At 68.7% G+C, this 21,974-nt stretch carries 22 protein-coding genes; 11 read left to right on the top strand and 11 right to left on the bottom strand.

Annotated features, from left to right (window positions below; genetic code table 11):
• Window positions 1–59 precede the first annotated feature (59 nt).
• The 3 genes from AB0I18_RS32730 to AB0I18_RS32740 all read right to left on the bottom strand — a co-directional run bounded on the left by AB0I18_RS32730 (window position 60) and on the right by AB0I18_RS32740 (window position 2,248).
• On the bottom strand, window positions 60–1,019 hold the full coding sequence (locus tag AB0I18_RS32730) for a hypothetical protein (RefSeq protein WP_363109264.1): 960 nt from the start codon (window positions 1,017–1,019) through the stop codon (window positions 60–62).
• A gap of 118 nt (window positions 1,020–1,137) precedes the next feature.
• Window positions 1,138–1,416: a DUF397 domain-containing protein gene (locus AB0I18_RS32735; RefSeq protein WP_363109265.1), complete on the bottom strand. Its 279-nt coding sequence runs from the start codon at window positions 1,414–1,416 to the stop codon at window positions 1,138–1,140.
• Window positions 1,397–2,248 carry a helix-turn-helix transcriptional regulator gene (locus AB0I18_RS32740; protein WP_363109266.1) on the bottom strand — a complete coding sequence of 284 codons (852 nt, stop codon included), beginning with the start codon at window positions 2,246–2,248 and terminating at the stop codon, window positions 1,397–1,399. Before AB0I18_RS32740 ends, AB0I18_RS32735 begins: the two co-directional genes overlap by 20 nt.
• A 193-nt stretch (window positions 2,249–2,441) precedes the next feature.
• On the opposite strand from AB0I18_RS32740, the gene AB0I18_RS32745 reads away from it, so the two are divergent.
• The 3 genes from AB0I18_RS32745 (at window position 2,442) to AB0I18_RS32755 (ending at window position 3,615) form a co-directional block, all read left to right on the top strand.
• Entirely contained in the window at window positions 2,442–2,822 is a 381-nt protein-coding gene (locus AB0I18_RS32745; RefSeq protein WP_363109267.1) for an ATP-binding protein, read from the top strand.
• Between the two features lie 119 nt (window positions 2,823–2,941).
• Window positions 2,942–3,220, top strand: a complete 279-nt coding sequence (locus tag AB0I18_RS32750) for a hypothetical protein (RefSeq protein WP_363109268.1) — start codon at window positions 2,942–2,944, stop codon at window positions 3,218–3,220.
• Window positions 3,217–3,615, top strand: coding sequence for a type II toxin-antitoxin system VapC family toxin (locus tag AB0I18_RS32755; protein ID WP_363109269.1), 399 nt, complete (start codon window positions 3,217–3,219; stop codon window positions 3,613–3,615). The genes AB0I18_RS32750 and AB0I18_RS32755 overlap by 4 nt, the downstream gene beginning before the upstream one ends.
• Window positions 3,616–3,687: 72 nt before the next feature.
• Here AB0I18_RS32755 and AB0I18_RS32760 read toward each other — a convergent pair whose 3' ends face one another.
• The 3 genes from AB0I18_RS32760 to AB0I18_RS32770 form a co-directional block, all read right to left on the bottom strand.
• Window positions 3,688–3,867, bottom strand: coding sequence for a hypothetical protein (locus tag AB0I18_RS32760; RefSeq protein ID WP_363109270.1), 180 nt, complete (start codon window positions 3,865–3,867; stop codon window positions 3,688–3,690).
• A gap of 184 nt (window positions 3,868–4,051) precedes the next feature.
• Window positions 4,052–4,273 (bottom strand): sigma-like protein, encoded by a 222-nt coding sequence (locus AB0I18_RS32765; RefSeq protein ID WP_363109271.1) that lies wholly within the window; start codon window positions 4,271–4,273, stop codon window positions 4,052–4,054.
• A 208-nt stretch (window positions 4,274–4,481) separates the two neighbouring features.
• Complete coding sequence (locus AB0I18_RS32770; RefSeq protein ID WP_363109272.1) at window positions 4,482–7,430, bottom strand: BTAD domain-containing putative transcriptional regulator; 2,949 nt, start codon at window positions 7,428–7,430, stop codon at window positions 4,482–4,484.
• A 268-nt stretch (window positions 7,431–7,698) separates the two neighbouring features.
• On the opposite strand from AB0I18_RS32770, the gene AB0I18_RS32775 reads away from it, so the two are divergent.
• The 3 genes from AB0I18_RS32775 (at window position 7,699) to AB0I18_RS32785 (ending at window position 10,884) form a co-directional block, all read left to right on the top strand.
• Entirely contained in the window at window positions 7,699–8,916 is a 1,218-nt protein-coding gene (locus AB0I18_RS32775) for an amidohydrolase family protein (protein ID WP_363109273.1), read from the top strand.
• Between the two features lie 158 nt (window positions 8,917–9,074).
• Complete coding sequence (locus tag AB0I18_RS32780; protein WP_363109274.1) at window positions 9,075–10,028, top strand: LLM class F420-dependent oxidoreductase; 954 nt, start codon at window positions 9,075–9,077, stop codon at window positions 10,026–10,028.
• A gap of 133 nt (window positions 10,029–10,161) precedes the next feature.
• The gene (locus AB0I18_RS32785) at window positions 10,162–10,884 is read left to right on the top strand and encodes a response regulator transcription factor (protein ID WP_363109275.1); all 723 of its coding nucleotides are present in this window, start codon (window positions 10,162–10,164) and stop codon (window positions 10,882–10,884) included.
• A 183-nt stretch (window positions 10,885–11,067) separates the two neighbouring features.
• On the opposite strand, the gene AB0I18_RS32790 is transcribed toward AB0I18_RS32785, so the two are convergent.
• Together AB0I18_RS32790 and AB0I18_RS32795 are read right to left on the bottom strand one after the other, a co-directional pair.
• Window positions 11,068–11,859, bottom strand: a complete 792-nt coding sequence (locus tag AB0I18_RS32790; RefSeq protein WP_363109276.1) for a hypothetical protein — start codon at window positions 11,857–11,859, stop codon at window positions 11,068–11,070.
• Window positions 11,860–11,921: 62 nt separating this feature from the next.
• Window positions 11,922–12,668, bottom strand: coding sequence for a hypothetical protein (locus tag AB0I18_RS32795; RefSeq protein WP_363109277.1), 747 nt, complete (start codon window positions 12,666–12,668; stop codon window positions 11,922–11,924).
• 247 nt (window positions 12,669–12,915) lie between these two features.
• Between AB0I18_RS32795 and AB0I18_RS32800 the strand changes: the two genes are divergently transcribed.
• The 4 genes from AB0I18_RS32800 to AB0I18_RS32815 all read left to right on the top strand — a co-directional run bounded on the left by AB0I18_RS32800 (window position 12,916) and on the right by AB0I18_RS32815 (window position 18,296).
• Complete coding sequence (locus AB0I18_RS32800; RefSeq protein ID WP_363109278.1) at window positions 12,916–13,692, top strand: glucose 1-dehydrogenase; 777 nt, start codon at window positions 12,916–12,918, stop codon at window positions 13,690–13,692.
• Between the two features lie 158 nt (window positions 13,693–13,850).
• Window positions 13,851–14,969, top strand: a complete 1,119-nt coding sequence (locus AB0I18_RS32805; protein WP_363109279.1) for an LLM class flavin-dependent oxidoreductase — start codon at window positions 13,851–13,853, stop codon at window positions 14,967–14,969.
• 113 nt (window positions 14,970–15,082) lie between these two features.
• Complete coding sequence (locus AB0I18_RS32810) at window positions 15,083–16,813, top strand: D-aminoacylase (protein WP_363109280.1); 1,731 nt, start codon at window positions 15,083–15,085, stop codon at window positions 16,811–16,813.
• Window positions 16,814–16,844: 31 nt separating this feature from the next.
• Window positions 16,845–18,296 (top strand): aldehyde dehydrogenase family protein, encoded by a 1,452-nt coding sequence (locus tag AB0I18_RS32815; RefSeq protein ID WP_363109281.1) that lies wholly within the window; start codon window positions 16,845–16,847, stop codon window positions 18,294–18,296.
• A gap of 27 nt (window positions 18,297–18,323) precedes the next feature.
• Here the strand turns inward: AB0I18_RS32815 and AB0I18_RS32820 are convergent, their stop codons facing one another.
• Window positions 18,324–19,055 carry a hypothetical protein gene (locus tag AB0I18_RS32820; protein WP_363109282.1) on the bottom strand — a complete coding sequence of 244 codons (732 nt, stop codon included), beginning with the start codon at window positions 19,053–19,055 and terminating at the stop codon, window positions 18,324–18,326.
• Between the two features lie 233 nt (window positions 19,056–19,288).
• Here AB0I18_RS32820 and AB0I18_RS32825 point away from each other — a divergent pair, with 233 nt between their 5' ends.
• Entirely contained in the window at window positions 19,289–20,989 is a 1,701-nt protein-coding gene (locus AB0I18_RS32825; RefSeq protein ID WP_363109283.1) for a serine/threonine-protein kinase, read from the top strand.
• 36 nt (window positions 20,990–21,025) lie between these two features.
• Here AB0I18_RS32825 and AB0I18_RS32830 read toward each other — a convergent pair whose 3' ends face one another.
• Entirely contained in the window at window positions 21,026–21,472 is a 447-nt protein-coding gene (locus AB0I18_RS32830; RefSeq protein WP_363109284.1) for a DUF6623 family protein, read from the bottom strand.
• A 36-nt stretch (window positions 21,473–21,508) separates the two neighbouring features.
• On the bottom strand, window positions 21,509–21,961 hold the full coding sequence (locus AB0I18_RS32835) for a hypothetical protein (RefSeq protein ID WP_363109285.1): 453 nt from the start codon (window positions 21,959–21,961) through the stop codon (window positions 21,509–21,511).
• Window positions 21,962–21,974 lie beyond the last annotated feature (13 nt).

The following is a 21,974-nucleotide window of genomic DNA, read 5'->3' on the forward strand; positions in this document are numbered from 1 at the left end:
CAGGACCTCAAACAACCTACTGAACCTTGGTGCTTCTCCTGTGCGGACCCAAGGCCGTATCAGGAGCAGGAGTACGTGCCTGAGTCACGGAGAGTCGCGAGGCCGACGTGGATTTCCTCGATCATTCGCGCGGGGTGGTGGAAGACGTCCGCCGCGGTGTAGCGGAGGAGCAGGCGGACCTCGGGGCACCGGAGAACCTCGTTGAAGCGGGTGAGGTCCCGGCGGTGGGACTCCCGGGTGCCGTGGTACGCGTACCCCTCGATCTCGACGGCCAGGCCCTCCGCCCGGAAGAGGAAGTCCAGGTAGCGGCGGCGACCGTCGGGCGTACGGAGTTCGGCCTGGGCCTCGGGGCGAAGTCCCGCCTCGTGCAGGCGCAGGCGCGCGACGGTCTCGGCGGGTGAACCGGCGCTCAGGTCGGCGAGCCGCAACCAGCCGTGAGCTCTGTCGGCCCCGCGCGCGGGGACTTCGAGCGCGAGGGCGATCCGGGCCCTGGTCGTGAGCGGCGGACGGCGGACCTGCCCGACCCGCCGCCGGGTGAGGGCGGACTCGACGGAAACGAGGGCGTCGTCCCGGGGCCCGGCCCGAAGGAGGTCGCCGAGCGTACGGTCGACGCCGGTCACGCGCAGGCCCCCGTGCCGGGCTGTTTCTTCGGCCCCGAGGGTCATGCGGTGGACGAGAACGCCCTCGCCCTGGCGGCGAACCGCGCGCTCCGGGTCGATGAACTCCAGGGGCCCCGACCCGCGGACCACCGGGCTGAGCGTCTCGATCCCCCAGACCGAGGCCGCCGACCGATGACTCACGACGAGCCCCGGCCGCAGAAGCTGCACGGCCCGCAGCCGCACCGAGAGGTCAACCGCGCGCCCCGGCTCGACCCAGACCCCGGCCCGGACAGGAGTCCAGCCCTCTCTCCGGAGCGCCCGGGAGAGCGGCCGGGCCGCCCAACCGGCCTCAAGGGCACGGGAGGTGAGCAGCACACCTTCTTGAGCGAGGGTGAGTAGGGGTTCGCCACGATGATCCACGCCCCCAGCATCCCGGAGAGCCGATCACGCTGGCTGAGCCTGTGGATAACGGTGGAGGCGTGGTAATTGGAAGGTTTGGGACGGCTACGGGGGCCTGTGGGTGTCCCAAACCTTCCAGTTACTTCCTCAGGCTTGCGAGGAAGGCGGACCAGGGGGTGGGGGCGATCAGGAGTACGGGGCCGTTGTCGAACTTGGAGTCGCGTACGGGGATTACTCCGGGGAGGCCGGTGGCGACTTCGACGCAGTCGCCGCCGGTGGCGTTGCTGTAGCTGCTTGTGCGCCAGAGTGCGGCGCCAGGGAAGTCTCCGGCGACTTCGACACACTCACCGCCGGTGCCGTTGCTGTAGCTGCTCTTGCGCCACTGGGCGGCGCTCAAGTCAATCTCGTGGCTTGCCATTTCGATAGTCCTCTGCCGCAGCCTCGATCATGGCGAGGGACGCCTCAGGCGGCAGTGCGGCGGCCCTGAGCAGATCGTACGACTCTCGGTACTGCTTCACGAGCGCCGGGTAGTCGATGAGTTGGCCGCTGTGCAGACTCTCGACGTACACCACGGGAGGAGCGTCCGGGAACGTCATGACCCTGGTCATGCCCATCATGAACGGGTGGGCGGTGGCGTTTTCCGAGACGATCTGCAAAATGGAGCGCGTGGTCCGGGCCACCTTCACGATGTGATCCAGCAGCTCGGCCATCTGCTCGTCCGGGAGGACTGGGCGACGGATCAGCGACTCGTCGAGGATCGCCCAGAACTTCGGCGGATCCTGCGAGTCGAAGAGCTCCGCCCGTGCCATCCGCGCGCTCACCTTCTTCTCGACCTCTTCGTCCGAGGCCCGAGGCATGGCCGCTCGTACGATCGCGCGCGTATACGCAGCCGTCTGCAGGAGCCCAGGCACGATCATCGGCGCCCAGTCCTCGATCGACTCCGCGTGCCGCTCCATCTCCGCCACGTCCGCGAAGTACTCCGCGTGCCCCGACTGCCGTGCCCTGCGCGCATCTTCACAGCGGCGCTCGAAAAAGCCGTCCGTGTCGAGCACCCTGTCGACGTGCTCGGCGAGATCCAGCGGCATGCGGCGCTCGCCTCGCTCGATCTGGCTCAGGAAAGGGATGCCGCGAAAGCTCCCCTCCGCCAGTTGTTCGAGCGTGAGGCCTGCCAGCTCCCTCTGAAAGCGCAACTCGGCGCCATAGAAGGAGGGGACGTTCGCCGACGCGTCGGGATCCTTGCGTGGGGGCACAACTCATCACCGCCGTTTGCCAGTTGTCCTGCGCAGCCGAAACCCCTGTTACGGTACGCGGCTTGGCGTCAACGTGTGACCGAATCATCACAGAGCGCATTCGCCGTACGCACGGAAAGGCGTCCCCCACCATGCAAGACCCCGAACCTCCCGCGTCCACACCGACCGCCGCCCTGCGAGGGGCGGTCGGACAGTGAACTCCCTGCCGGTTCTTGAGCTCGACCTGCTCGCCTTCCCCAAGGCCGTACCCGACCTTCGTCACGCCATCCGCCGGCGCCTGGGCGAACCCTGCGACGACGTCCAGCTCTGCGTCACGGAGTTGGTCGGCAATGTGGTCCGGCATGTGGGAGAGGGGACCCCCGTTCGTGTACGGGTGATGCGTGCGGGGGAGGGCCGGATCCGGGTCGAGGTGGCCGACCCCGATCCGCGCGCCCTGCCCGTGCTCCTCTGCGCCACGGGGGACGACGAGTCGGGGCGGGGGCTGGCGCTGCTCGACGCGGTGGCGTTGCGGTGGGGCGTGGAGCAGGGGGCGGCGGGCAAGACGGTGTGGTGCGAGTTGGGGGAGGTGCGGTGACTCGGGAACGGGGGGTCTTCATGGCGGCGGCGATGGCGGTTCTTGATCGGTACAGCGAGCTGATCGATGAGGTGGAACGCGGCGGGCCGAACGCGGAGAAGGTCGGTATGGTAAGTGGTATGGCAACCAAGAAGTACACCGTGACGCTGCCGGAGGAGCTTGCCGAGGAGATCCGGCGGGAGGTCGGGCCCGGCGGGTTCAGCGCGTACGTCACTCAGGCCATAGAGCGTCAGCGGGAGCAGGACCGGTTGGGGGAGCTGGTGGCGTGGCTGGAGGAGGAGCACGGCCCCGTCACCGAGGCCGAGCTCGCTGCGGCCGAGGCGGAACGCCGGGAGATCGAGCGTGGCTTCGCCGAGCGTGAGGCTCCGACCGACGAGCACTACCCGAAGGCGAGTTGAGGGTGGCGAACTGCTACGTGCTGGACTGTGAGGCACTGTCGCGGGCGGTGCTCGGCGAGCGGGCGATGCTGGCCAGGCTCAAGGACGCCCGCCGCTCGGGTCTTCGCGTGGTGACCAGTTCCATGACGCTGATCGAGGCGTACCACGGCCAGGTGAAGCGCCCGGCCTGGGCGTGGGCCATGTCCCGTGTCGTGGTCGAGCCCGTGACGAGGGAGATCGCCGACGCTGCGATCGCGCTGCTGGAGGGCGCCGGGCTGCACGGGCACAAGTACGCGATCGACGCGGCGCTTGCGGTGATCGCGGGACGGCAGGGCGGGAATACGGTGCTCTTCACTTCGGACGAGGACGACATGAAGAAGCTGTGCGGGGTTGGGGTGGCGGTAAGAGGGCTGTAGCGCGGGTGTCGGCCGAACATGCCGATGGGAGCCGAGCCGGGTGGGCTTGGCCCCCATCGGGGAAGTGCTGCGTCAGGGCAGGTGGCTGTCCAGCGGGGCGACCGGCGGGGTGTTGTCCAGCGGGGCAACCGGCGCGCTGTTGTCCGGCGGGGCGACCGGCGGGCTGTTGTCGGCCATCGCCGGGTTCGCGACCGCCGCGGTGATGCCGAGCATCAGGGCGATCGTGGCGAGGATCTTCTTGGTACGGGTCATACCGACTCCTGAGGGAGAGGGGACTTCCGAACAAGAAGAGACGCTAGCTGCGGGAGGGGCATTTGTTCGAGGGGGTCGAACGGTTCGCGCCACCGATTGACCTGAACCGTGCTCCGGACATACATCGGCCGCGGTGGCTCCCCCTCCGCGCCACCGCGGCCGATCCCCGTCGGGAGTGAAGTTCTTAGGAGCCGAGAGTCGGTGGGGCGGGCTGGTGGCTGTCCAGGGTGGTGATCTTGTTGTCGCTGGGCGGGGCGGGCTGGTGGCTGTCCAGGGTCGTGACCTCGCCGTCGCTGGGCGGGGCGGGCTGGTGACTGTCCAGGGTGGTGATCTTGTTGTCGCTCGGCGGGACAGGCTGGTGGCTGTCCTGCGTGGTGAGGTCCTGGTCCTTCTTGGCATCGCTCATGATGGAGAACTCCTGTGGAATTGACGGTCCGCGGGGTGGGAACGCCCGCTCAGCAACTCCCCCGAGGGCTGCCGAACGGGCGTTCTGAGGCCGCCCACCATATCCGTGGGGCCCTTGCGACCCGCCTGCCCCCCGACGCGACGGATCGATGTGCTAGAGAGTGGCAGCCGCTCATAAACATTCGATGAACGCCTCTCCGGCGGGTGGTTCAGGCTGCCGCCACCGGGTTGAGGAGACCACGTACTTCGTTGGCCTCGTGGGCCCCTGAGTCCTCGTAGATGACCAGGGCGTCGCGCCAACAGGCTCGCGCGCGGTCGATCTGTCCGAGGCGGTGGAGGGACTTCCCCAGGAGGGTCAGAACGTTGGCACGCATCCAGTCACCGCCGATGCAGCCGATGGCGAGCGCCTGTTCGGAGTGCTGGGCCGCCTGCCCCGCCCTCTGCGCCAAGAGGTGAACCTGGGCGATGCGGAAGTGCGTGGTTCCCTCCCACAGCCGCTGGCGGTTCTCCACGAACACCTGGAGGGCCTGTGTGAGTTGATCCAGCGCTTCGTTATGGCGCCCCGCGTGGCCGAGAACGATTCCAAGAGCATATCTGGCGTTGGCGAGGCGGAAGGTAAGACCGAGTTCGTCGTAGATGGCCATCCCTTGACGCGCGAGGTCAATTGCTGCCGCTGTGCGGTTCATCGAGTCCAGGCCACGGGACAGGTTGCACAACGCACTGGCCTCACCCGGGCGGTTGCCGTCGCTGCGGAACGCCTCTATCGCGGTGAGGAGATACGCCTCACCGGCTGCATGCTGGTTCATGCAGTTTGCGATGATGCCCTGTTCGTTCGGAGCATTACCGCTGGTCCAAGGATCTCCGGACGCGTGACTGAGCTCTGCGGCCCGGTCTGCCTCCGCCGCAGCCCTCTCGAAGTGCCCAGAATTGTTGAGTACTTGGGCGAGCGTTACACGTGCGCGGCCTTCGGCGTGAGTGTCGCCGAGTGCGGCCGCAGTGTCACGGGCAGCGCATGTGGCCGACTCGTACCGGAGTGAACTTGCCCCGGATTCCGACAAGTCCTTGGAAGCGAGAAGGAGATCGACGGCACGCCGCAGCATCCCTGGCTCCAACGACTGCTGCACACAAGCCAAAATGCAGGCCGCCTCCCCATGCAGCCAATCCAGCGCCGTCCCGTCGTCGCCGAACTCCTGGCCCGCCTGGTGAGTCACCTCAAGGTGATCCACGGTCCGATCCCCAGGCCGCTCAATCGCATAAACCCGAGCCGCCGTAGCCAAATAAAAGTCCAGCAACCGAGACATGGCCGCCCCCGGCTCACTCGGCGGCAACTCATCCCTCTCCGCACAAGCACGCGCGTAGAGTCGAACCAAGTCGTGGTACCGGTACCGGCCGGGAGCAGCCGACTCCAGCAGCGATGTGTCGACGAGGGACTCCAGCAAGTCCTCCGTCTCCTCCGTCGGAAGGTCCAGGACAGCCGCAGCCGCGGCCAATGACATATCCGGCCCGTCCGCCAGCCCCAACAACCGGAACGCCCGAGCCTGCGCCGGTTCCAACTGCCCATACCCCAGCTCGAACGTAGCCTTCACGGCCAAGTCCCCGGCCTGCAGTTCATCCAGCCGCCGCCGCTCATCGGCCAGCTTCGCCGCCAGTACCGACACCGTCCACGTGCGCCGAGCGGCCAGCCGCGACGCCGCGATCCGGATCGCCAGCGGCAGGAACCCGCACGCCGCCACCACGTCCAGCGCGGCTTCCTTCTCCGACGCCACCCGCTCCCGGCCCACGATCTTCGTGAAGAGCTGGAGGGCCTCCTCGGGGGACATCACGTCCAGGTCCACCAGATGCGCGCCCGCCAGGTCCACCATCCGCATCCGGGACGTGATCAGCGCCGCGCAGCCCTCCGTACCCGGCAGTAGCGGACGCACCTGCGCGGCGTCCCGCGCGTTGTCCAGCAGCACCAGTACCCGGCGTCCGTCCAGCACCGACCGGAACAGTGCCGCCCGCTCCTCCAGGGAGTCCGGGATCGCCGAGTCCGCCGTGCCCAGGGCCCGTAGGAAGGCGCCCAGTACCGTCTCCGGCTCTGCCGCCCGTGCGCCCGCGCCCTGGAGGTCCACGTACAGCTGGCCGTCGGGGAACGCCCCGCGCGCCTGGTGCGCCACATGCACGGCCAGCGTCGTCTTGCCCACGCCCCCGATGCCGGCCAGCGCCGACACGGCCATGACCCGGCCCTCGGCGGAGGCGAGGACATCGCCCAGCTCGGAGACGAAGGAGGCGCGGCCGGTGAAGTCGGGCACGGTGGCCGGGAGCTGGGCGGGGCGGACCGGCGCCGCCGCGGGTTCCGCGACCGGAGCCGACGGTTCCGCCAGTTTCGGGTCCGCCTGCAGAATCCGCTGCTGGAGTTCCTTCAGGCCGGGCCGCGGGTCGACGCCGAGTTCGTCGGCCAGCAGGCGCCGCGTGTCCGCGTACACGGCGAGGGCCTCCGCCTGGCGGCCGGAGCGGTACAGGGCGAGCATCAGGAGCTCGCGCAGCCGCTCGCGGAGGGGATGCGCCGCCGTGAGTGCCGTGAGTTCCGAGACCGCCTCCGCGTGGCAGCCCTGCTCCAGGTCCATGTCGAGGCGGGTTTCGAGGAGTTGGAGCCGCCATTCCTCAAGGCGCGCCCGCTGCGTCTCCGCGTACGGGCCCGGCACGTTCGCCAGCGGCTCCCCGTCCCACAGGCTCAGCGTCTTCTTGAGGAGGGCGCGGGCGTGGCACAGATCACCGGCGTTACGGGCCTTCTCGGCGTCCGCCGCCAACTCCTGGGCCAGGGCTATGTCCAGCGCGCCCTCGCCGAGGGACCGGATCGCGTACCCGCCCGACTCGCTCACCAGGACCCCGGGGTCCAGCACCTTGCGCAGCCGGGACGCGTAGGTCCGTACGGCCGCCAGCGCCTGGGACGGGGGCTCCTCGCCCCACAGCGCGTCGATCAGCTCCGAAGCCGTGGCCGTGCGGCCCTCGCGGAGCAGCAGGGCCGCCAGCAGGGCACGTTGCTGGGGGGATCCGGTGGGCAACGACTCCGCCCCGCGCCAGGCGCGCACCGGTCCGAGCACGCTGAAGCGCAGCGCCGCGGACTCCTCGGGACGCCACTGCTCCGGTACTCGCGAAACTCGCGGTACACCGTCCATCGCTGTCCCCCTGCCGAAACGTCATGACAACCACGCCAGTTTGCCTTGTTCATGGCGGATGCGTCAGCCGTGGGAGACACCGATCACAGGCCGCCATGCCAAGTCGCGCAAGCCCTCACAAGCCCCACACCGGGTCCCCGCAACCGACCGGCCGTCCGGGAAACCGCTTACTCGCCTCCCCTTCCGGTTCCCCTACGCCTCCCCTCGCCTCCCTTCACGTGCCGCCAGGTAGCTGACGGACCGTCAGATCGGCGCTACCGTAAAGCGCATGGAGACCTTCCCGAAGATCATCTCGGTGGACGACCACACGGTGGAGCCCCCCAACGTCTGGCGGGACCGGCTCCCGTCCAAGTACCAGGACCGGGGGCCGCGCATCGTCCGCGCGCCCCTGAAGGAAATGACCTTCCTCGGCGGCAAGTTCGCCCCCGTCATGGGCAATCCCGGGGACGACGGCCCGATCGGCGACTGGTGGGTCTACGAGGACCTGCACCGCCCCCTCACCCGGCTCGACACCGCCGTCGGGTACGACAGGGACGAGATCAAGCTCGAAGTCATCACGTACGAGCAGATGCGACCCGGCTCGTACGACGTGCCGCAGCGCCTCGCCGACATGGACGTCAACCACGTCCAGTCCGGCCTCTGCTTCCCGACCTTCCCCCGCTTCTGCGGCCAGACCTTCACCGAGGCCAAGGACCGTGAGCTCGGGCTCCTCTCGGTACGCGCCTACAACGACTGGATGGTCGAGGAGTGGTGCGGGCCCGACGCCCAGGGCCGGCTGATACCGCTCACCCTCATACCGCTGTGGGACCCGCAGTTGGCGGCGGAGGAGGTGCGGCGCAACGCCGCCCGTGGTGTCCGGGCGGTCGCCTTCTCCGAGATTCCTCCGCATCTCGGACTGCCCTCCATCCATACGGACGACTGGGATCCGTTCCTCGCCGCCTGCGCCGAGACCGGCACGGTCATCGCCATGCACATCGGGTCGAGCAGCAAAATGCCCTCCACCTCGGCCGACGCCCCGCCCGCCGTCGGCTCCACCATCACCTTCGCCAACTGCTGCTTCTCGATGGTGGACTGGCTGATGAGCGGGAAGTTCGAACGCTTCCCGCAGCTCAAGGTGATGTACGCGGAGGGGCAGATCGGGTGGATTCCGTACATTCTTGAGCGCGCCGACGTGGTGTGGGAGGAGAACCGGGGCTGGGGCGGCGTCGCCGACAAAGTCCACCGGCCGCCGTCCGAACTCTTCGCCGAGCACGTCTACGGCTGTTTCTTCGACGACGCCTTCGGGCTGAAGAACCTGGACGCCATCGGTGTGGGCAACGTGTTGTACGAGACCGACTACCCCCACTCCGACTCCACTTGGCCCAAGTCGAGGGAAGTCGGCGAGGCGCAGATGGGGCACCTGGACGCGGACGTCGTCGACCGGATCGTGCGGCGCAACGCGATCGAGCTGCTGGGGCTGACGAAGGACGGGCTCTGGGCGGGCTGAAGGCCAGGGCCGGATCGTCTGAAGGCCGGGAGTTGGCCCTCGGAGAGACCGTCCGACCCGTGAATGCTTGCCCCGCCTCTTGTCTGACGTGCCGTCAGCTATGACGATGGGCGGCACTGGATTGATATGACGGGCCGTCAGGTTAGGGGTGTGTGCCCATGCAGGTGCAGCCGGAAGGGCGACTGGACGTGGGGGCCCTGGCGTACGGGATGCAGCTTCCCGTCCAGTCCCAGAGCACCATCTACGCCGAGGGCTGGGAGGCCGGTGCGGGCCCGGCCGACCTCGTCGAGATCGCCCGTGCCGCCGACCGCTCGGGCTTCGACTACCTCGCGAGCTGCGACCACGTCGGCATCCCGCGGCGGCTCGCCTCCGCCATGAGCACCGTCTGGTACGACCCGGTCGCCACCCTCGCCTTCCTGGCGGGCGTGACCACGCGCGTACGGCTCCTCAGTCATGTCGCCGTCGTCGGGCTGCGGCATCCCCTCCTCACCGCCAAGCAGTACGCGACCCTCGACCACCTGAGCGGCGGGCGGCTGATCCTGGGGGTCGGCGCCGGGCACGTACAGGAGGAGTTCGAGGCGCTGGGGGTGGACTTCGAGCGGCGGGGGGCCGTGCTCGACGAGTGCGTCGACGCGCTGCGGGCCGCCCTCGGGCCGGATGAATTCCCCTCCCACCACGGGAAGTTGTACGACTTCGAAGGGCTCGGGCAGCGGCCCCGGCCCGCGCAGGAGCACGTACCCCTCTGGGTCGGCGGCTCCTCGCCCGCCGCCGTACGCAGGGCCGCGGTCAAGGGGGACGGGTGGCTGCCGCAGGGGGACCCGCGGGAGCGGCTGCCGGAGCAGATCGCGCGGCTGCGGCGGTTGCGGGAGGAGGCGGGGGTCGCCGAGCCCGTCGTCGTCGGCGCCATCACCGAGCCGCTGTACGTGGGGGAGCCGGGGTGGGATGTGGGGCGCCGCACGCTCACCGGGAGCCCCGAAGTGCTCGCCGAGTCGCTGCGGGCGTACCGGGCGATGGGGGTCCATCAGATCCAGGTCCGTTTCCGGTCCCGGAGCCGGGGTGAACTCACGGACCAGATGGCGGCGTTCGGTACGGAAGTGGCCCCGCTTCTGTAGTTCTTGTAGTTCTTGTAGTCCTGCAGGAGGAGCCTGTCTGACAGCCTGACAACAACCTCATTGAAAACTTGAACAAGCCCCGGGCGGGTCGCGTATGTACTGACGTCATGGTCTCGGCTGAAGGACACGCGACATGCGATCTTCCAGGCACGGCACGGCGCATCGCTCCCCCGTTCTCACCACTCCGGGCGATCCGTCCCGCAGACTGACCGTCGCCCTGGCGTGCGCCGAGGGCGACTGGCCGCACAGCGACTGGCCGAGCCCGGACGATCCGTACGTGGACCGGGTGCTGTACGCGCCACCGCCCCACGACGCCCTGCGCGACCTTGACGTGGACGTCGTCGTGCTGCGCTGCGCCGAACCGGCTGACGCCTTCCCCGAGTTGCTCGGTGCTATGGGTGACATGAACTCGTCAGTAATCGTGATCAGTGCCCGACGGGACACGGACACGATCGTCGACGTCTTCCGCGGCGGAGCCGGCTATCTGGTCGAGGGCGACTACTGCACCTGCATGCTCTCCGCGGCGGTCACGAGCGCCGTGATCGGCCACACCTATCTCTCGCCCGCGGCGTGTGCGGCGCTCAGGGTGGGCGCCCAGCGCATGGCCGATCCGCGCGGCGACGCCCTGAAACGGCTGCGGGCCATGCTCTCGCCCCGGGAGCGGCAGATCATGGAGTTGCTGTCGACCGGCCTGGGCGCCCAGGAGATCGGGATACGGCTGAGGCTGACCGAGAAGACGGTGCGCAACAACCTCAGCAACATCTACGCCAAGCTGGACGCCCGGGGTGGCACGGACGCGGTCCTGCGGTGGCTGGGGGCCGCGGACGGCGGCGCCCCGGGATCGACCGCGCGCTGACAGGGGTCGACCGCACGCTGCCACGGCGGACACAGCGGGTACGTACAAGCGAACACGGCGAATACAGCGGATACACGGAAGCTGCCCCCGCGTGAAGCGCGGGGGCAGGTTGGGCTCCGTTGTCGCTGTCCGTTACTACTTCCCGTCCACTACTTCCGGTCCACTACTTCCCGGCGCTGTTCGTTACGGCGCCGGGATCTCGGACTGCGGGATTTCGATGTCCGTGACGTTGTCGCCGCCCTCGCCGAATCCGGGTTCCGCTCGCAGGCTTTTCGTCGAGTTCAGGACTCCGTTGGCCTGGGGCGTTCCGCACTTGACGTTCCGCAGCCAGAGGCGGCCGTCAGGGGTGCCGTTCTTCAGGAGCTGCGGATAGAAGACATGCACGCTCGTGCCGCCCTCGCTGGGGGAGAAGAACACCTTCTGGCCTTTCTGCTCCTCCTTGTACGTGGCCCTGAGGAATCCGCTCACGTCGGTGCGCTTCTCCGACCACATGAAGAACCCGATGTGGTCGGGCTGCACCTTGTCGGTCCTGGAGAATGAGAATTCGGTGCCCGTGTCGTCACGTTCCAGGGTCAGTTCGGTCGTGTTGAACTTGGCGCCGATTTCGAAGAACGAGTTGCCGAGCTTGGAATCGGCGGCGGCGACGAATCCGTCTTCGAGGGTTATGGACCTCACCACTGAAGCCGCCACGGCGAAGTTCTTCTCGACAGCGGTCGTGGATCCGCAGTTGTCGGACGGGAGGGAGACGCGCTTGTTGGGCCCCAGGTTGTTCCTCTTGAACTGGACGTCGACGAATTCGCAGTTCTCCAGTCCGGCGGCGTCCTGCGCACAGTCCTTGGACACCTCGGAGGGGGTGGCGGCACCCGCCTGGAACATCAGCGGGACGGCCACCCCGGCGGCCACCACCGGCGCGAGCACGAGGGTGATGCGCTTCCTCTTGCTCCGGTGGGTTCCCTTGCGGCTGGTGCGTGTCATGGTGCGTCTCCTCGTGGGGGAAAGTGTGTGCGGCGAGCGTGTCATCGCAGGTGGACGGTCTGTCAGCAGTCGGTCAGGACGGCCTTCGGCACCCCGTCCGGGATTCCGGGAGCGCCGGCGGCGCCGGGCAGGATGAAGGGTCCCTCCACGACCTCCGGCGCTTCGAAGGTCTGCGCGGGGACGGGATTGGTGGTGGTCGTCGCCTCGCGGGCATCGATCTTCACCCGCCACACGCCCGTCATGCGCTGCATCTTCGGCGTGAACTCCATGTGGAGGACCTTGCCGACCGGAACTTCCCTGATTTCCTTGTCGCTTGCGGTCACCGTCTTGATGGTCAGGTCGGTCGTTCCCGTGTGCTTGAGCCAGGACCCGCTCAGAGCGCCGAATACCCCGCCGCCGGCCCCCTGTTGTGTCGCGGTGTACTTGCCCTCGCCCTGGCCCACGATCGCCTTCCAGGTGGCGTCGACCTTCGACGGCTCGGTGGCGTTCGGCTCACAGTTCGGGAAGTCGATCGAGGCCTTCTCCGCGGGGCCGTCGAAGGTTTCGAAGTTCGTCTCGACGAACTCGCACGAGTCGGACGCGAAGCTGGGGCCTGCGATCGGGTGGCCACCGAAATCGAAGATGCTCTGCTTTTTGCCGTTGAGCACCTTGGCCCTTTCGCACATGGTCAGGATCTGCTCCGGCGTCTTCTTCTCGTCGGCGGCGTTGGCCGACGGCAGCAGCACGGTCGCGACGGCGGCACCTGACGTGATCGCCGCACCGATCGCCACGTACCTGACCTTCTTGTTCTTGAAGCGCCTGCGGGCCATGCTCAGCTCCATCTTTGGGGGTGGCTTTACCTTCCGTTTGAGGATTATTGGGTTCCGCCGGTGCTGCCGACAGGGTCAAATGTCCCTACCGGTCGGTCACTTAGCGTGTGCATCACCACATACTCCGTAGCCCGTCCGGCCTTGCCTCCACGCGTGTAGAGCTGCGTTCGCCGCCCTTGCCTGACGACCCGTCAGCTACGACCATGGGCTCCTCGTCTCCTGGTCCACATCGCTGAAGGAGTAACCCATGGGCAAGCTCGACGGACGCGTCGTCCTCGTCACCGGCGCCGCGCGTGGCCAGGGCGAGCAGGAGGCGCGGCTCTTCGCGGCCGAGGGCGCCAAGGTCGTCGTCGCGGACGTGCTCGACGATCCGGGGGAGAAGCTGGCCAAGGAGCTCGGGGCGCTCTACGTCCACCTGGACGTGAGCGCCGAGGGTGACTGGGCGGCCGCGGTGGCCGCCGCGAAGGAGGCGTACGGAAAGGTCGACGGGCTGGTCAACAACGCCGGCATCCTGCGCTTCAACACCCTTGTCGACACCCCCCTCGACGAGTTCATGCAGATCGTGCGGGTCAACCAGGTCGGCGTCTTCCTCGGCATCAAGGCCCTGGCCCCCGAGATCGAGGCGGCCGGTGGCGGGACCATCGTCAACACGGCCTCGTACACCGGGGTCACCGGCATGGCGTACGTCGGCGCGTACGCCGCGACCAAGCACGCGATCGTCGGGCTCACGCGGGTGGCCGCGCTGGAGCTGGGCGCCAAGGGGATCCGCGTCAACGCCGTCTGTCCCGGCGCCATCGACACCGCGATGAGCAACCCGGCCGTGCTCGATCCGGCGGCGGACGCCGAGGCGGCCGCGGCGGGTGTGCGGCGGATGTATCGCAAGCTCGTGCCGATGGGCCGGATCGGGCAGCCCGAGGAGGTGGCCCGGCTCGCCCTGTTCCTGTCCTGCGAGGACTCCTCCTACATCACCGGGCAGCCGTTCGTGATCGACGGCGGGTGGCTGGCGGGGGTGAGCGTGGTCTGATCCGCCCGGAGCCGTCCGGTCCACACGGAGCCATCTGACGGAGCGTCAGCTATTGACGCTCCGAGGGGGTGGTGGAACAGTCGGCTGTGTGAATCTGACGACACGTCAGATAGGTCGGACAGGGACTCAACAGAGACTCATGGGGACGGTGAACCTCCTTGGAATTCGGGCTCTTTGTACAGGGATACGTGGGCAAGCGGGCCGAGACCGATCCGCTCGCGGAGCACAAGGCGCTGATGGAGGAGACCGAGTACGTCATCCAGGCGGACAAGTCCGGCTTCAAGTACGCCTGGGCGTCCGAGCACCACTTCCTGGACGAGTACTCGCACCTCTCGGCGAACGACGTCTTTCTCGGGTATCTGGCGCATGCCACCGAGCGCATTCACCTCGGCTCCGGGATCTTCAACCCCCTCGCCCAGGTCAACCATCCGGTGAAGGTCGCCGAGAAGGTCGCCATGCTCGACCATCTCAGCGAGGGACGCTTCGAGTTCGGCAGCGGTCGGGGCGCGGGCAGTCACGAGATCCTCGGCTTCATCCCGGGCGTCACCGACATGAACTACACCAAGGAGATCTGGGAAGAGACCATCGCCGAGTTCCCGAAGATGTGGCTCCAGGAGGAGTACGTCGGGTTCCAGGGCAAGCACTGGTCGCTGCCGCCGAGGAAGGTCCTGCCGAAGCCGTACGGGAAGTCGCATCCCGCGATGTGGTACGCCGCCGGGTCCCCGCCCTCGTACGCCATGGCCGCCCGCAAGGGGCTCGGGGTGCTCGGGTTCAGCGTGCAGAAGGTCTCCGACATGGAGTGGGTGCTTGAGCAGTACAAGTCGGCGATCGTGGAGGCGCAGCCGGTCGGGGACTTCGTCAACGACAACGTGATGGTGACCTCGACGGCGATCTGTGCGCCGACGCACAAGGAGGCTGTGCGGATCGCGGCCACCGGTGGGCTGCACTATCTGCAGTCGCTGGTCTTCCGGTACCACGACACGTTCCCGCGGCCCGAGGGGTTTCCTGTCTGGCCGGAGACGCTGCCCGAGTTCAACGAGGAGATCATCGAACTCCTCATCTCCGAGGAGCTGTTGATCTGCGGTGACCCGGCGGAGGTGCTCACGCAGTGTAAGCGGTGGGAGCAGGCGGGGGCCGATCAGTTGTCGTTCGGGATGCCGATCGGGATTTCTCGGGAGGACACGCTTCAGTCGATTCGGCTGATTGGGGAGCACGTGATTCCGAAGATCGATACGGATCCTGTGCATCGGACTTCTCGGTTCCGGCAGGCGGGGTGACGTTCGTTGGAGGGTGCGGGTTCGTTGTGGCTGGTCGCGCAGTTCCCCGCGCCCCTTAAGTCGCCTGGTGTGCAGCGGCAGATAACGGAGAGAGCTCGAGAGGGGCGTAGCCAATGCTCGACCATCTGATCAAAGGCGTGACCGTCGTGGACGGGACGGGTGCGCCCTCGTACGTTGCCGATGTGGGGATACGGGACGGGCGTATCGCTGTGATCGGTAGCGTCACCGAGTCGGCCCGTACGAGTGAGGATGCGGCCGGGCTCGTACTCGCTCCCGGGTTTGTTGATCCGCATACCCACTACGACGCGCAGCTGTTCTGGGACCCGTACGCGACACCGTCTCTCAATCACGGGGTTACGACGGTCGCGGGGGGCAACTGCGGTTTCACGCTTGCCCCCTTGAACCCCGACCGTCCCCAGGACGCGGACTACACGCGGCGGATGATGTCCAAGGTCGAGGGGATGTCGCTGGTTGCGTTGGAGGAGGGGGCGCCCTGGAGCTGGCACTCCTTCGGTGAGTATCTGGACGCGTTGGAGGGGCGGGTCGCCGTCAACGCGGGGTTCATGGTGGGGCATTGTGCGCTGCGGCGGTATGTGATGGGGCCGGACGCGGTGGGCGGGCAGCCGACGGGCGAGCAGTTGGCGGCGATGCTTCGGCTGCTCCACGAGTCGATGGACGCCGGGGCCTGGGGACTGTCCACCACCCAGTCGTCCACACACTCCGACGGCGACGGGAAACCGGTCGCCTCCCGGCACGCGAAACCGGCCGAACTGCTCGCGCTGTCCGAGGCGGTGGGCGAGCACGAGGGCACCCAGATCGAGGCGATCGTGGCGGGCTGTCTCGACCAGTTCAGCGACGACGAGATCGATCTGTTCGTGGAGATGAGCGCGGCGGCGGGGCGTCCGCTGAACTGGAACGTCCTGACGATCGACGCGGCCGTCCCCGACCGCGTGCCCAGGCAGCTGACGGCAAGTGAGCGGGCCCGTAAGGCCGGTGGGCGGATCGTGGCGCTGACGATGCCGATCCTGACGCCGATGAACATGTCGCTGGGCACCTTCTGCGCGCTGAACCTGATCCCCGGGTGGGGCGACGTGCTCGGCCTCCCCGTCCCCGAGCGGATCGCGAAGCTCCGGGATCCCGGGGTGCGGTCCGAGATGCTGCGGCGGGCCGACTCGAAGGAGGCGGGCGTCTTCCGGCGGCTGGCCGACTTCGGGCGGTACGTCATCGGGGACACGTACAGCGCGGCGAACGAAGGGCTCACGGGACGGGTCGTACGGGACATCGCCGCCGAGCGTGGCCAGGAGCCCTTCGAGTGCATCGTCGAGATCTGCGCGGCCGACGAGATGCGTACGGTGCTGTGGCCGATGCCCACCGACAACGACCCCGACTCGTGGTCGCTGCGCGCGGAGACCTGGCAGCACCAGGACGTCATGCTCGGCGGCTCGGACGCGGGCGCCCACCTGGACCGGATGTGCGGGGCGCCGTACACGACCAGGTTCATCGGGGACTGTCTGCGGGGGCGGAAGCTGGTCGGGCTGGAGCAGGCGGTGAAGATGCTCACCGACGACCCGGCCCGGCTTTTCGGCCTGCGCGAGCGCGGGCGTATCGCGGAGGGGTTCCATGCCGACCTCGTCCTCTTCGACCCGGAGCGCATCGACGCCGACAAGGCCACGCTGGTGCACGACCTGCCGGGAGACAGCCCGCGGCTGGACTCCAAGGCGCTGGGGATCACGGCGGTCTGGGTCAACGGGGTCGAGGCGATCCGCGGGGACCGGGTGACGGGAGCCGTGCCGGGCAAGGTGCTGCGGTCGGGGCGGGACACGCGGACGGTGAGCACCAAGTGAGGCATCGCTCGGAGCTGCGGCGGGAGGCCAAGTGACCGGCGGGCAGCGGTTGTTCATCGGTGGTTCGTGGGTGGAGCCGGACGGTGGCCACTACGAGGTGATCGACCCGGCGACCGAGGGGGTCGTCGGGCAGGCGCCGGAGGCCTCGCGGGAGCAGGTGTACGCGGCCGCGGCCGCCGCCCGCGAGGCCTTCGGGGCGTGGTCGCGCACGACTCCGGAGGAGCGCGCGGCCGTCCTCGACCGGGCGGCCGGCATCATCCAGCGCAACTTCGTCCCGTACGCCGAACTGGCCCAGGCCGAGAGCGGTGCCACGACCGGGACGGCGCGCGGTATGCAGGTGGGGGTGGGCGTGGCCCGGTTCCGCCGGTACGCGCGGGTGGAGCCCGTCGAGCAGGCGCTGCCGCCGCAGATCAACGAGGCCGGGCCGTTCGGGAAGGCGGCCGTCATGGGTGCGCTGGCCGTACGCCAGCCGGTGGGCGTGGTCACCTGCATCACCTCGTACAACAATCCCTGGGCCAACCCGGCCGGCAAGATCGCGCCGGCCCTGGCGATGGGCAACACGGTCGTCGTGAAGCCCGCCCCGCAGGACCCGCTCTCCGTGTACCGGATGGCGGAGGCGCTGGAGGCGGCCGGTGCGCCGCCGGGTGTCGTGAACGTCGTCAGCGGTTCGCGGGCGGAGGTCGGTGAGGCGGCTGTCGAGTCCGACGACGTGGACATGGTGAGCTTCACCGGCTCGACCGCCGTCGGGCGGCGCATCGCCGAGGTGTGCGGGCGCGGGATGAAACGGCAGCTGATGGAACTGGGCGGCAAGGGCGCGGCGATCGTCTTCGAGGACGCGGACCTGGAGTCGGCGGTCCGGGGGATCGGCACGACGTTCTCGTTCTACAGCGGCCAGATCTGCACGGCCCCGACGCGGGTGCTCGCGCAGCGGCCGGTGTACGACCGGCTGGTCGCCCAACTCGCTTCCTACATCGGCTATTTGAAGGTGGGCGATCCGCGGGCCGAGGGCACGGTGGTCGGGCCGGTGATCTCGGCGGCGCACAGGGACCGTATCGAGTCGTACGTCGAACTGGGCCGCAAGGAGGGCGCGCGGGTCGTCGCGGGCGGCGAACGCCCGTCCCTGGAGCGGGGCTTCTACGTGGCGCCCACGCTCCTCGCCGACTGCACCAACGACATGCGGGTGGTCCGCGAGGAGATCTTCGGCCCGGTCGTCGTCGTCCTCCCCTTCGACGAGGAGGAGGAAGCGATCGCCCTGGCCAACGACGGCGACTACGGCCTCATCGACTACGTCTGGTCCGGCGACGTGGCCCGCGCCTTCCGGGTGGCCCGGCGACTGCGCACCGGCGGCGTCGGCGTCAACACCGTCGGCCGCAACATGGAGGCCCCGTTCGGCGGCTTCAAGCGGAGCGGGGTGGGGCGGGACGTGGGCTCGTACGCACTGCACGCGTACAGCGAGCTGCAGTCGATCGTGTGGCCGGGCTGACGTTGGTTGGCTGCGCCGCGGACTTGCTCACGTACGTGCCGCAGTGAGCGTCGGCTCGGTGGTGGTCCGGCGGCGCATCCGCCAGGCGCAGAGGGCGACCAGGAGTGCGATCGGCGGGATGCCGGCCGCTGTGATCAGCAGCGTCTCTGGCAGACCGGGGCTCAGCATGGCCACGGGGAAGCCGATGGCACTCAGGCAGCCGCCTGCCACGATTCCCATGACGGCCCACGAGTGGGCGGGCGGCGTGGTGGCGGCGTAGCGGAACCGTAGGCCGCACAGCAGCATGCCGAGCCCGAAGGGCAGTGTCAGCAGACCGAATGCCGTGGGCAGTCGCCAGCCCTCGGCCGGTGACTCGTACGTCTCCTGGGTGGCGGTGTCGAACCGCACGGTGCGGACCTCGCCCTTCCAGTAGGTCAGGGTCACCGCGCCACCGGTGGGCACCGTGTTGAACACCGGCCTCTTCCCGGCCATGCGCACGCGTCGTTCGGTGTCCGAGCCCTGCTCGGTGACGGTGATCCAGTACCAGGAACTCTTGCCGTGGGCCTCGTCGTACGTGCTCGTGACGGTCGCCCGGACGTCCGTCGTGCACGCGCCCGAGCGGGTCGCGCCGGAGCGGGTGCCGTCCGGGCAGGCGGGCGCGGAGGTGTACTCGCGTTCGTCCGCCAACGCGCCCAGGAGGGCGGCGAACAGACCGGCGGAGAGGAGAACGAGGAGCAGGCCGAAAACGATGCCGCCCAGCGTCCTGCGAGAGGATCTCATAGGCGTCAGCGTGACAGCGGTCCCGCTGCTCCGAACTGCCTTGGACCAGCAGTCTTTCGGGGTCCAGGTTGCCGTCCTCACGCACGGGCCCCGATGCCCCTTCGCCGGAACTCCCGGCTGATCTCGAACAAGGTCACGAAACCCGCGCAGTCGTGCTTGACTTTCCAGTCCCGTGCGATCTTGGCGGGGCGGGGGAATCGGGGATTCAGGGGGAATCGGGGGGACGAGGGCCGATGAACAACGCCACTGAGGTGTTCCAGCCGCTGCAGGCGGACGATCCGCCCATGGTGGCCGGTTACCGCCTCGCCGCCCGGCTCGGCGCGGGAGGCATGGGGCGGGTCTACCTGTCGCACACGCAGGGCGGCCGGCCGGTGGCGATCAAGGTGATCCGGCCGGAGCTGGCGGACGATCCGGCTTTCCGGCGGAGGTTCAGTCGGGAGATAACGGCGGCCCGGCGGGTCCGGGGCGCGTACACCGCCGAGCTGATCGACGCCGACGCGGACGGCGTACCGCCGTGGCTGGCCACGCTGTACGTGCCAGGCCCCTCCCTCTCGGACGCCGTCGCCCGGCGCGGACCACTGCCGGTGCCGGCGGTGCTGTGGCTGATGGCGGGGGTGGCCGAGGCACTGGGGGCCATCCACGGCGCGGGAATCGTGCACCGGGACCTGAAACCGTCGAACGTGCTGCTGGCCGGCGACGGGCCGCGGGTGATCGACTTCGGTATCTCGCTGGCCTCCGGCATCACCTCGCACACCGCCACCGGAGCCGCCGTCGGCACGCCCCACTTCATGGCTCCCGAACAGGCGTCCGCGGGTGAGGTCACGGCGGCGACCGACGTCTTCGCGCTCGGCCAGACAGCGGCGTTCGCGGCGCTGGGCGAGCCGCTGTACGGGGACGGCAACTCGCTCGGTGTGCTGTACCGGATCGTGCACGAGAGACCTGACCTGTCCCTTCTGCCGGCGCAGCTCCGTCCGCTGTTCGCCCGGTGCCTCGCCGCCGATCCGGCGGAGCGCGCCACCCCGGCGGAGATCGTCGAGTGGTGCCGGCGGCAACTGGGCAGTGACGCCGATGCGGGCGCGGGGCCGGCCGTCTGGCGGGAGGTCATGGGGCCGGCGGTGACAGTTCCGTCCCCGGTTTCCGATCCCGCCTGGGCGCACACGATGCCTGCGCACACGATGCCGATGCACACGCGTCCGTTGCTCCCGCAGCCGCAACTGCAGGGGCGTCCGCAGCCGACGGGGGCGGACGAGCGGCGGGCCCTCCGGCGTACCAGGCTGTTCCTGGTCGTCGTGATCGTGGGATCGCTGCTGTCGGCGGGCCTGGGATGGAGGGCCTTGGACCTGTCGGACCGGATCCGCGCCCTGGACGCGGCCGAGTCCTCGACGGCCGCTCCGGAGGCGTCCGCACGGTCGTCGGCGTCCTCGTCGGCATCCGCGCCGTCGTCGGGATCAGGAACCGGTGGCCGGACATCAGGGGAGTCGGACCCCTCCTCGACCGCGTCCGGGCCGCCGAAACCGATCCCGTACCCCGTGATGATGCTGAACGCGACGCTACGCCTGGATCTCAAGGATCCCTACCGCTACCTCCTCCAGGGCACCAAAGACGCCAAAGACGTCAAGGACGACAGGAGCGCAAAGGAACGCGAGGCCGACATCCGCTTCGTCTGCGGGCAGACCTGCGCGCTGGAGAGCGACACGAGTCTGGTCGACTGGGTGCCTTCCGAGAAGCCGGGCGCCACCCTGGAATCCTGTCGCGCAACCCTTGCCGACGCCGGGCACAAGCTCCCGCTCGCCATTGTGGCGGCCGGCAGCGAGATCTGCTTCGAACACCCCTCCGGAGACATCGCTCTGTTCGTGGTCGACGTGAAGTCGACGGCATTCCCGGTCGACGGGTTCGTGAGCGGCGACCTGACGGTCTGGCGCGGGGCGGCCTAGGCGGTTCTGCCCGGCTACGGGCTACGGGCTTACGGGCTACGGGAAGAAGTCCACCCCAGCCGAGCTGAACTCCAGCGTGTTCTGGGCGTCTGTGGTGCCGCTGAAACGGACGCCGAGGGTGACGCCGACGCCCCAGAGGACCTCCGGGCGGTTCGCCAGGTTGAAGCGGCGCATTTCCCAGTTCTGCGGGGCGAGGGACAGGCCGTCGTGGGCGGAGATCCTGTTTTCGCCGTCGAACACGTGCACGTTGGTGACGGCGGACTGTGCGGAGTTGGAGCGGAACCGGATCAGCGCCGAGTCGACCGCCAGCCGGTTGCCGTTGACGATGACCGGTGTGGGAATGCCGAAGTGCAGCCAGTTGGTGGTTCCCGGCTTTCCGACCAGTCGGATGAAGAAGCCTGCTCGCCATTCGCTCTTGATTCGGTCCGGGAATTCGACCGCGAGATGGTGGCCGTGCGTCCACATCGCCTTTTCCAAGGGCATGGAACGCCCCTTTCTTCTGCTATTCAGGTCCGCCGCTCAGCGGTCGTCCAGCTTGGATCGGGAAAGGTCTCGGATGGTTTCCGAGGAACTGTCGTTCGCCAGTCGGTCCAGGGACTCTTCGAGCCGTGGCGTGAGGTTCTGGCCCAGGGAACGGATGACGAGTTTCTCGACGTTGACGTCTGCCGTCTCGATGAGCCGCTCGGCGACCCGGTTGCGGGCCTCCTCCGGCAGATTGACCAGGGCGGAGGCCGACGCGATCCGCAGTAGCGGCTCGTCGCTCGCCGCGGCCTCGTCCACGACGTCGTGCGCGGCGCTGCTTTCGATCAGGCTGACCGCGTAGACGGCCTTGGTCGCGAGCATCACGTTCTCGTCCCGGGCCAGGGTCCGCAGATCTTCCGCCGACTCCGGACCGGTCATCAGGGCGATCGCCGGGTAGTCCGGTTCGTCGCTGTCCAGGAGGCGGCGCAGCTCGTCCAGGGTGATCGGCACGTCTTCTCCTGTC

The organism is Streptomyces sp. NPDC050704 (genome assembly GCF_040654355.1).
GTDB lineage: Bacteria > Actinomycetota > Actinomycetes > Streptomycetales > Streptomycetaceae > Streptomyces.

Bases quoted from the DNA above. Each gene is read 5' to 3' on its own strand.
- AB0I18_RS32820 (WP_363109282.1), bottom strand. From the start codon at position 19,055: ATGAGATCCTCTCGCAGGACGCTGGGCGGCATCGTTTTCGGCCTGCTC.
- AB0I18_RS32785 (WP_363109275.1), top strand. From the start codon at position 10,162: ATGCGATCTTCCAGGCACGGCACGGCGCATCGCTCCCCCGTTCTCACC.
- AB0I18_RS32795 (WP_363109277.1), bottom strand. From the start codon at position 12,668: ATGGCCCGCAGGCGCTTCAAGAACAAGAAGGTCAGGTACGTGGCGATC.
- AB0I18_RS32810 (WP_363109280.1), top strand. From the start codon at position 15,083: ATGCTCGACCATCTGATCAAAGGCGTGACCGTCGTGGACGGGACGGGT.
- AB0I18_RS32830 (WP_363109284.1), bottom strand. From the start codon at position 21,472: ATGCCCTTGGAAAAGGCGATGTGGACGCACGGCCACCATCTCGCGGTC.
- AB0I18_RS32775 (WP_363109273.1), top strand. From the start codon at position 7,699: ATGGAGACCTTCCCGAAGATCATCTCGGTGGACGACCACACGGTGGAG.
- AB0I18_RS32760 (WP_363109270.1), bottom strand. From the start codon at position 3,867: ATGACCCGTACCAAGAAGATCCTCGCCACGATCGCCCTGATGCTCGGC.
- AB0I18_RS32780 (WP_363109274.1), top strand. From the start codon at position 9,075: ATGCAGGTGCAGCCGGAAGGGCGACTGGACGTGGGGGCCCTGGCGTAC.
- AB0I18_RS32790 (WP_363109276.1), bottom strand. From the start codon at position 11,859: ATGACACGCACCAGCCGCAAGGGAACCCACCGGAGCAAGAGGAAGCGC.
- AB0I18_RS32735 (WP_363109265.1), bottom strand. From the start codon at position 1,416: ATGGCAAGCCACGAGATTGACTTGAGCGCCGCCCAGTGGCGCAAGAGC.
- AB0I18_RS32765 (WP_363109271.1), bottom strand. From the start codon at position 4,273: ATGAGCGATGCCAAGAAGGACCAGGACCTCACCACGCAGGACAGCCAC.
- AB0I18_RS32800 (WP_363109278.1), top strand. From the start codon at position 12,916: ATGGGCAAGCTCGACGGACGCGTCGTCCTCGTCACCGGCGCCGCGCGT.
- AB0I18_RS32750 (WP_363109268.1), top strand. From the start codon at position 2,942: ATGGCAACCAAGAAGTACACCGTGACGCTGCCGGAGGAGCTTGCCGAG.
- AB0I18_RS32825 (WP_363109283.1), top strand. From the start codon at position 19,289: ATGAACAACGCCACTGAGGTGTTCCAGCCGCTGCAGGCGGACGATCCG.
- AB0I18_RS32770 (WP_363109272.1), bottom strand. From the start codon at position 7,430: ATGGACGGTGTACCGCGAGTTTCGCGAGTACCGGAGCAGTGGCGTCCC.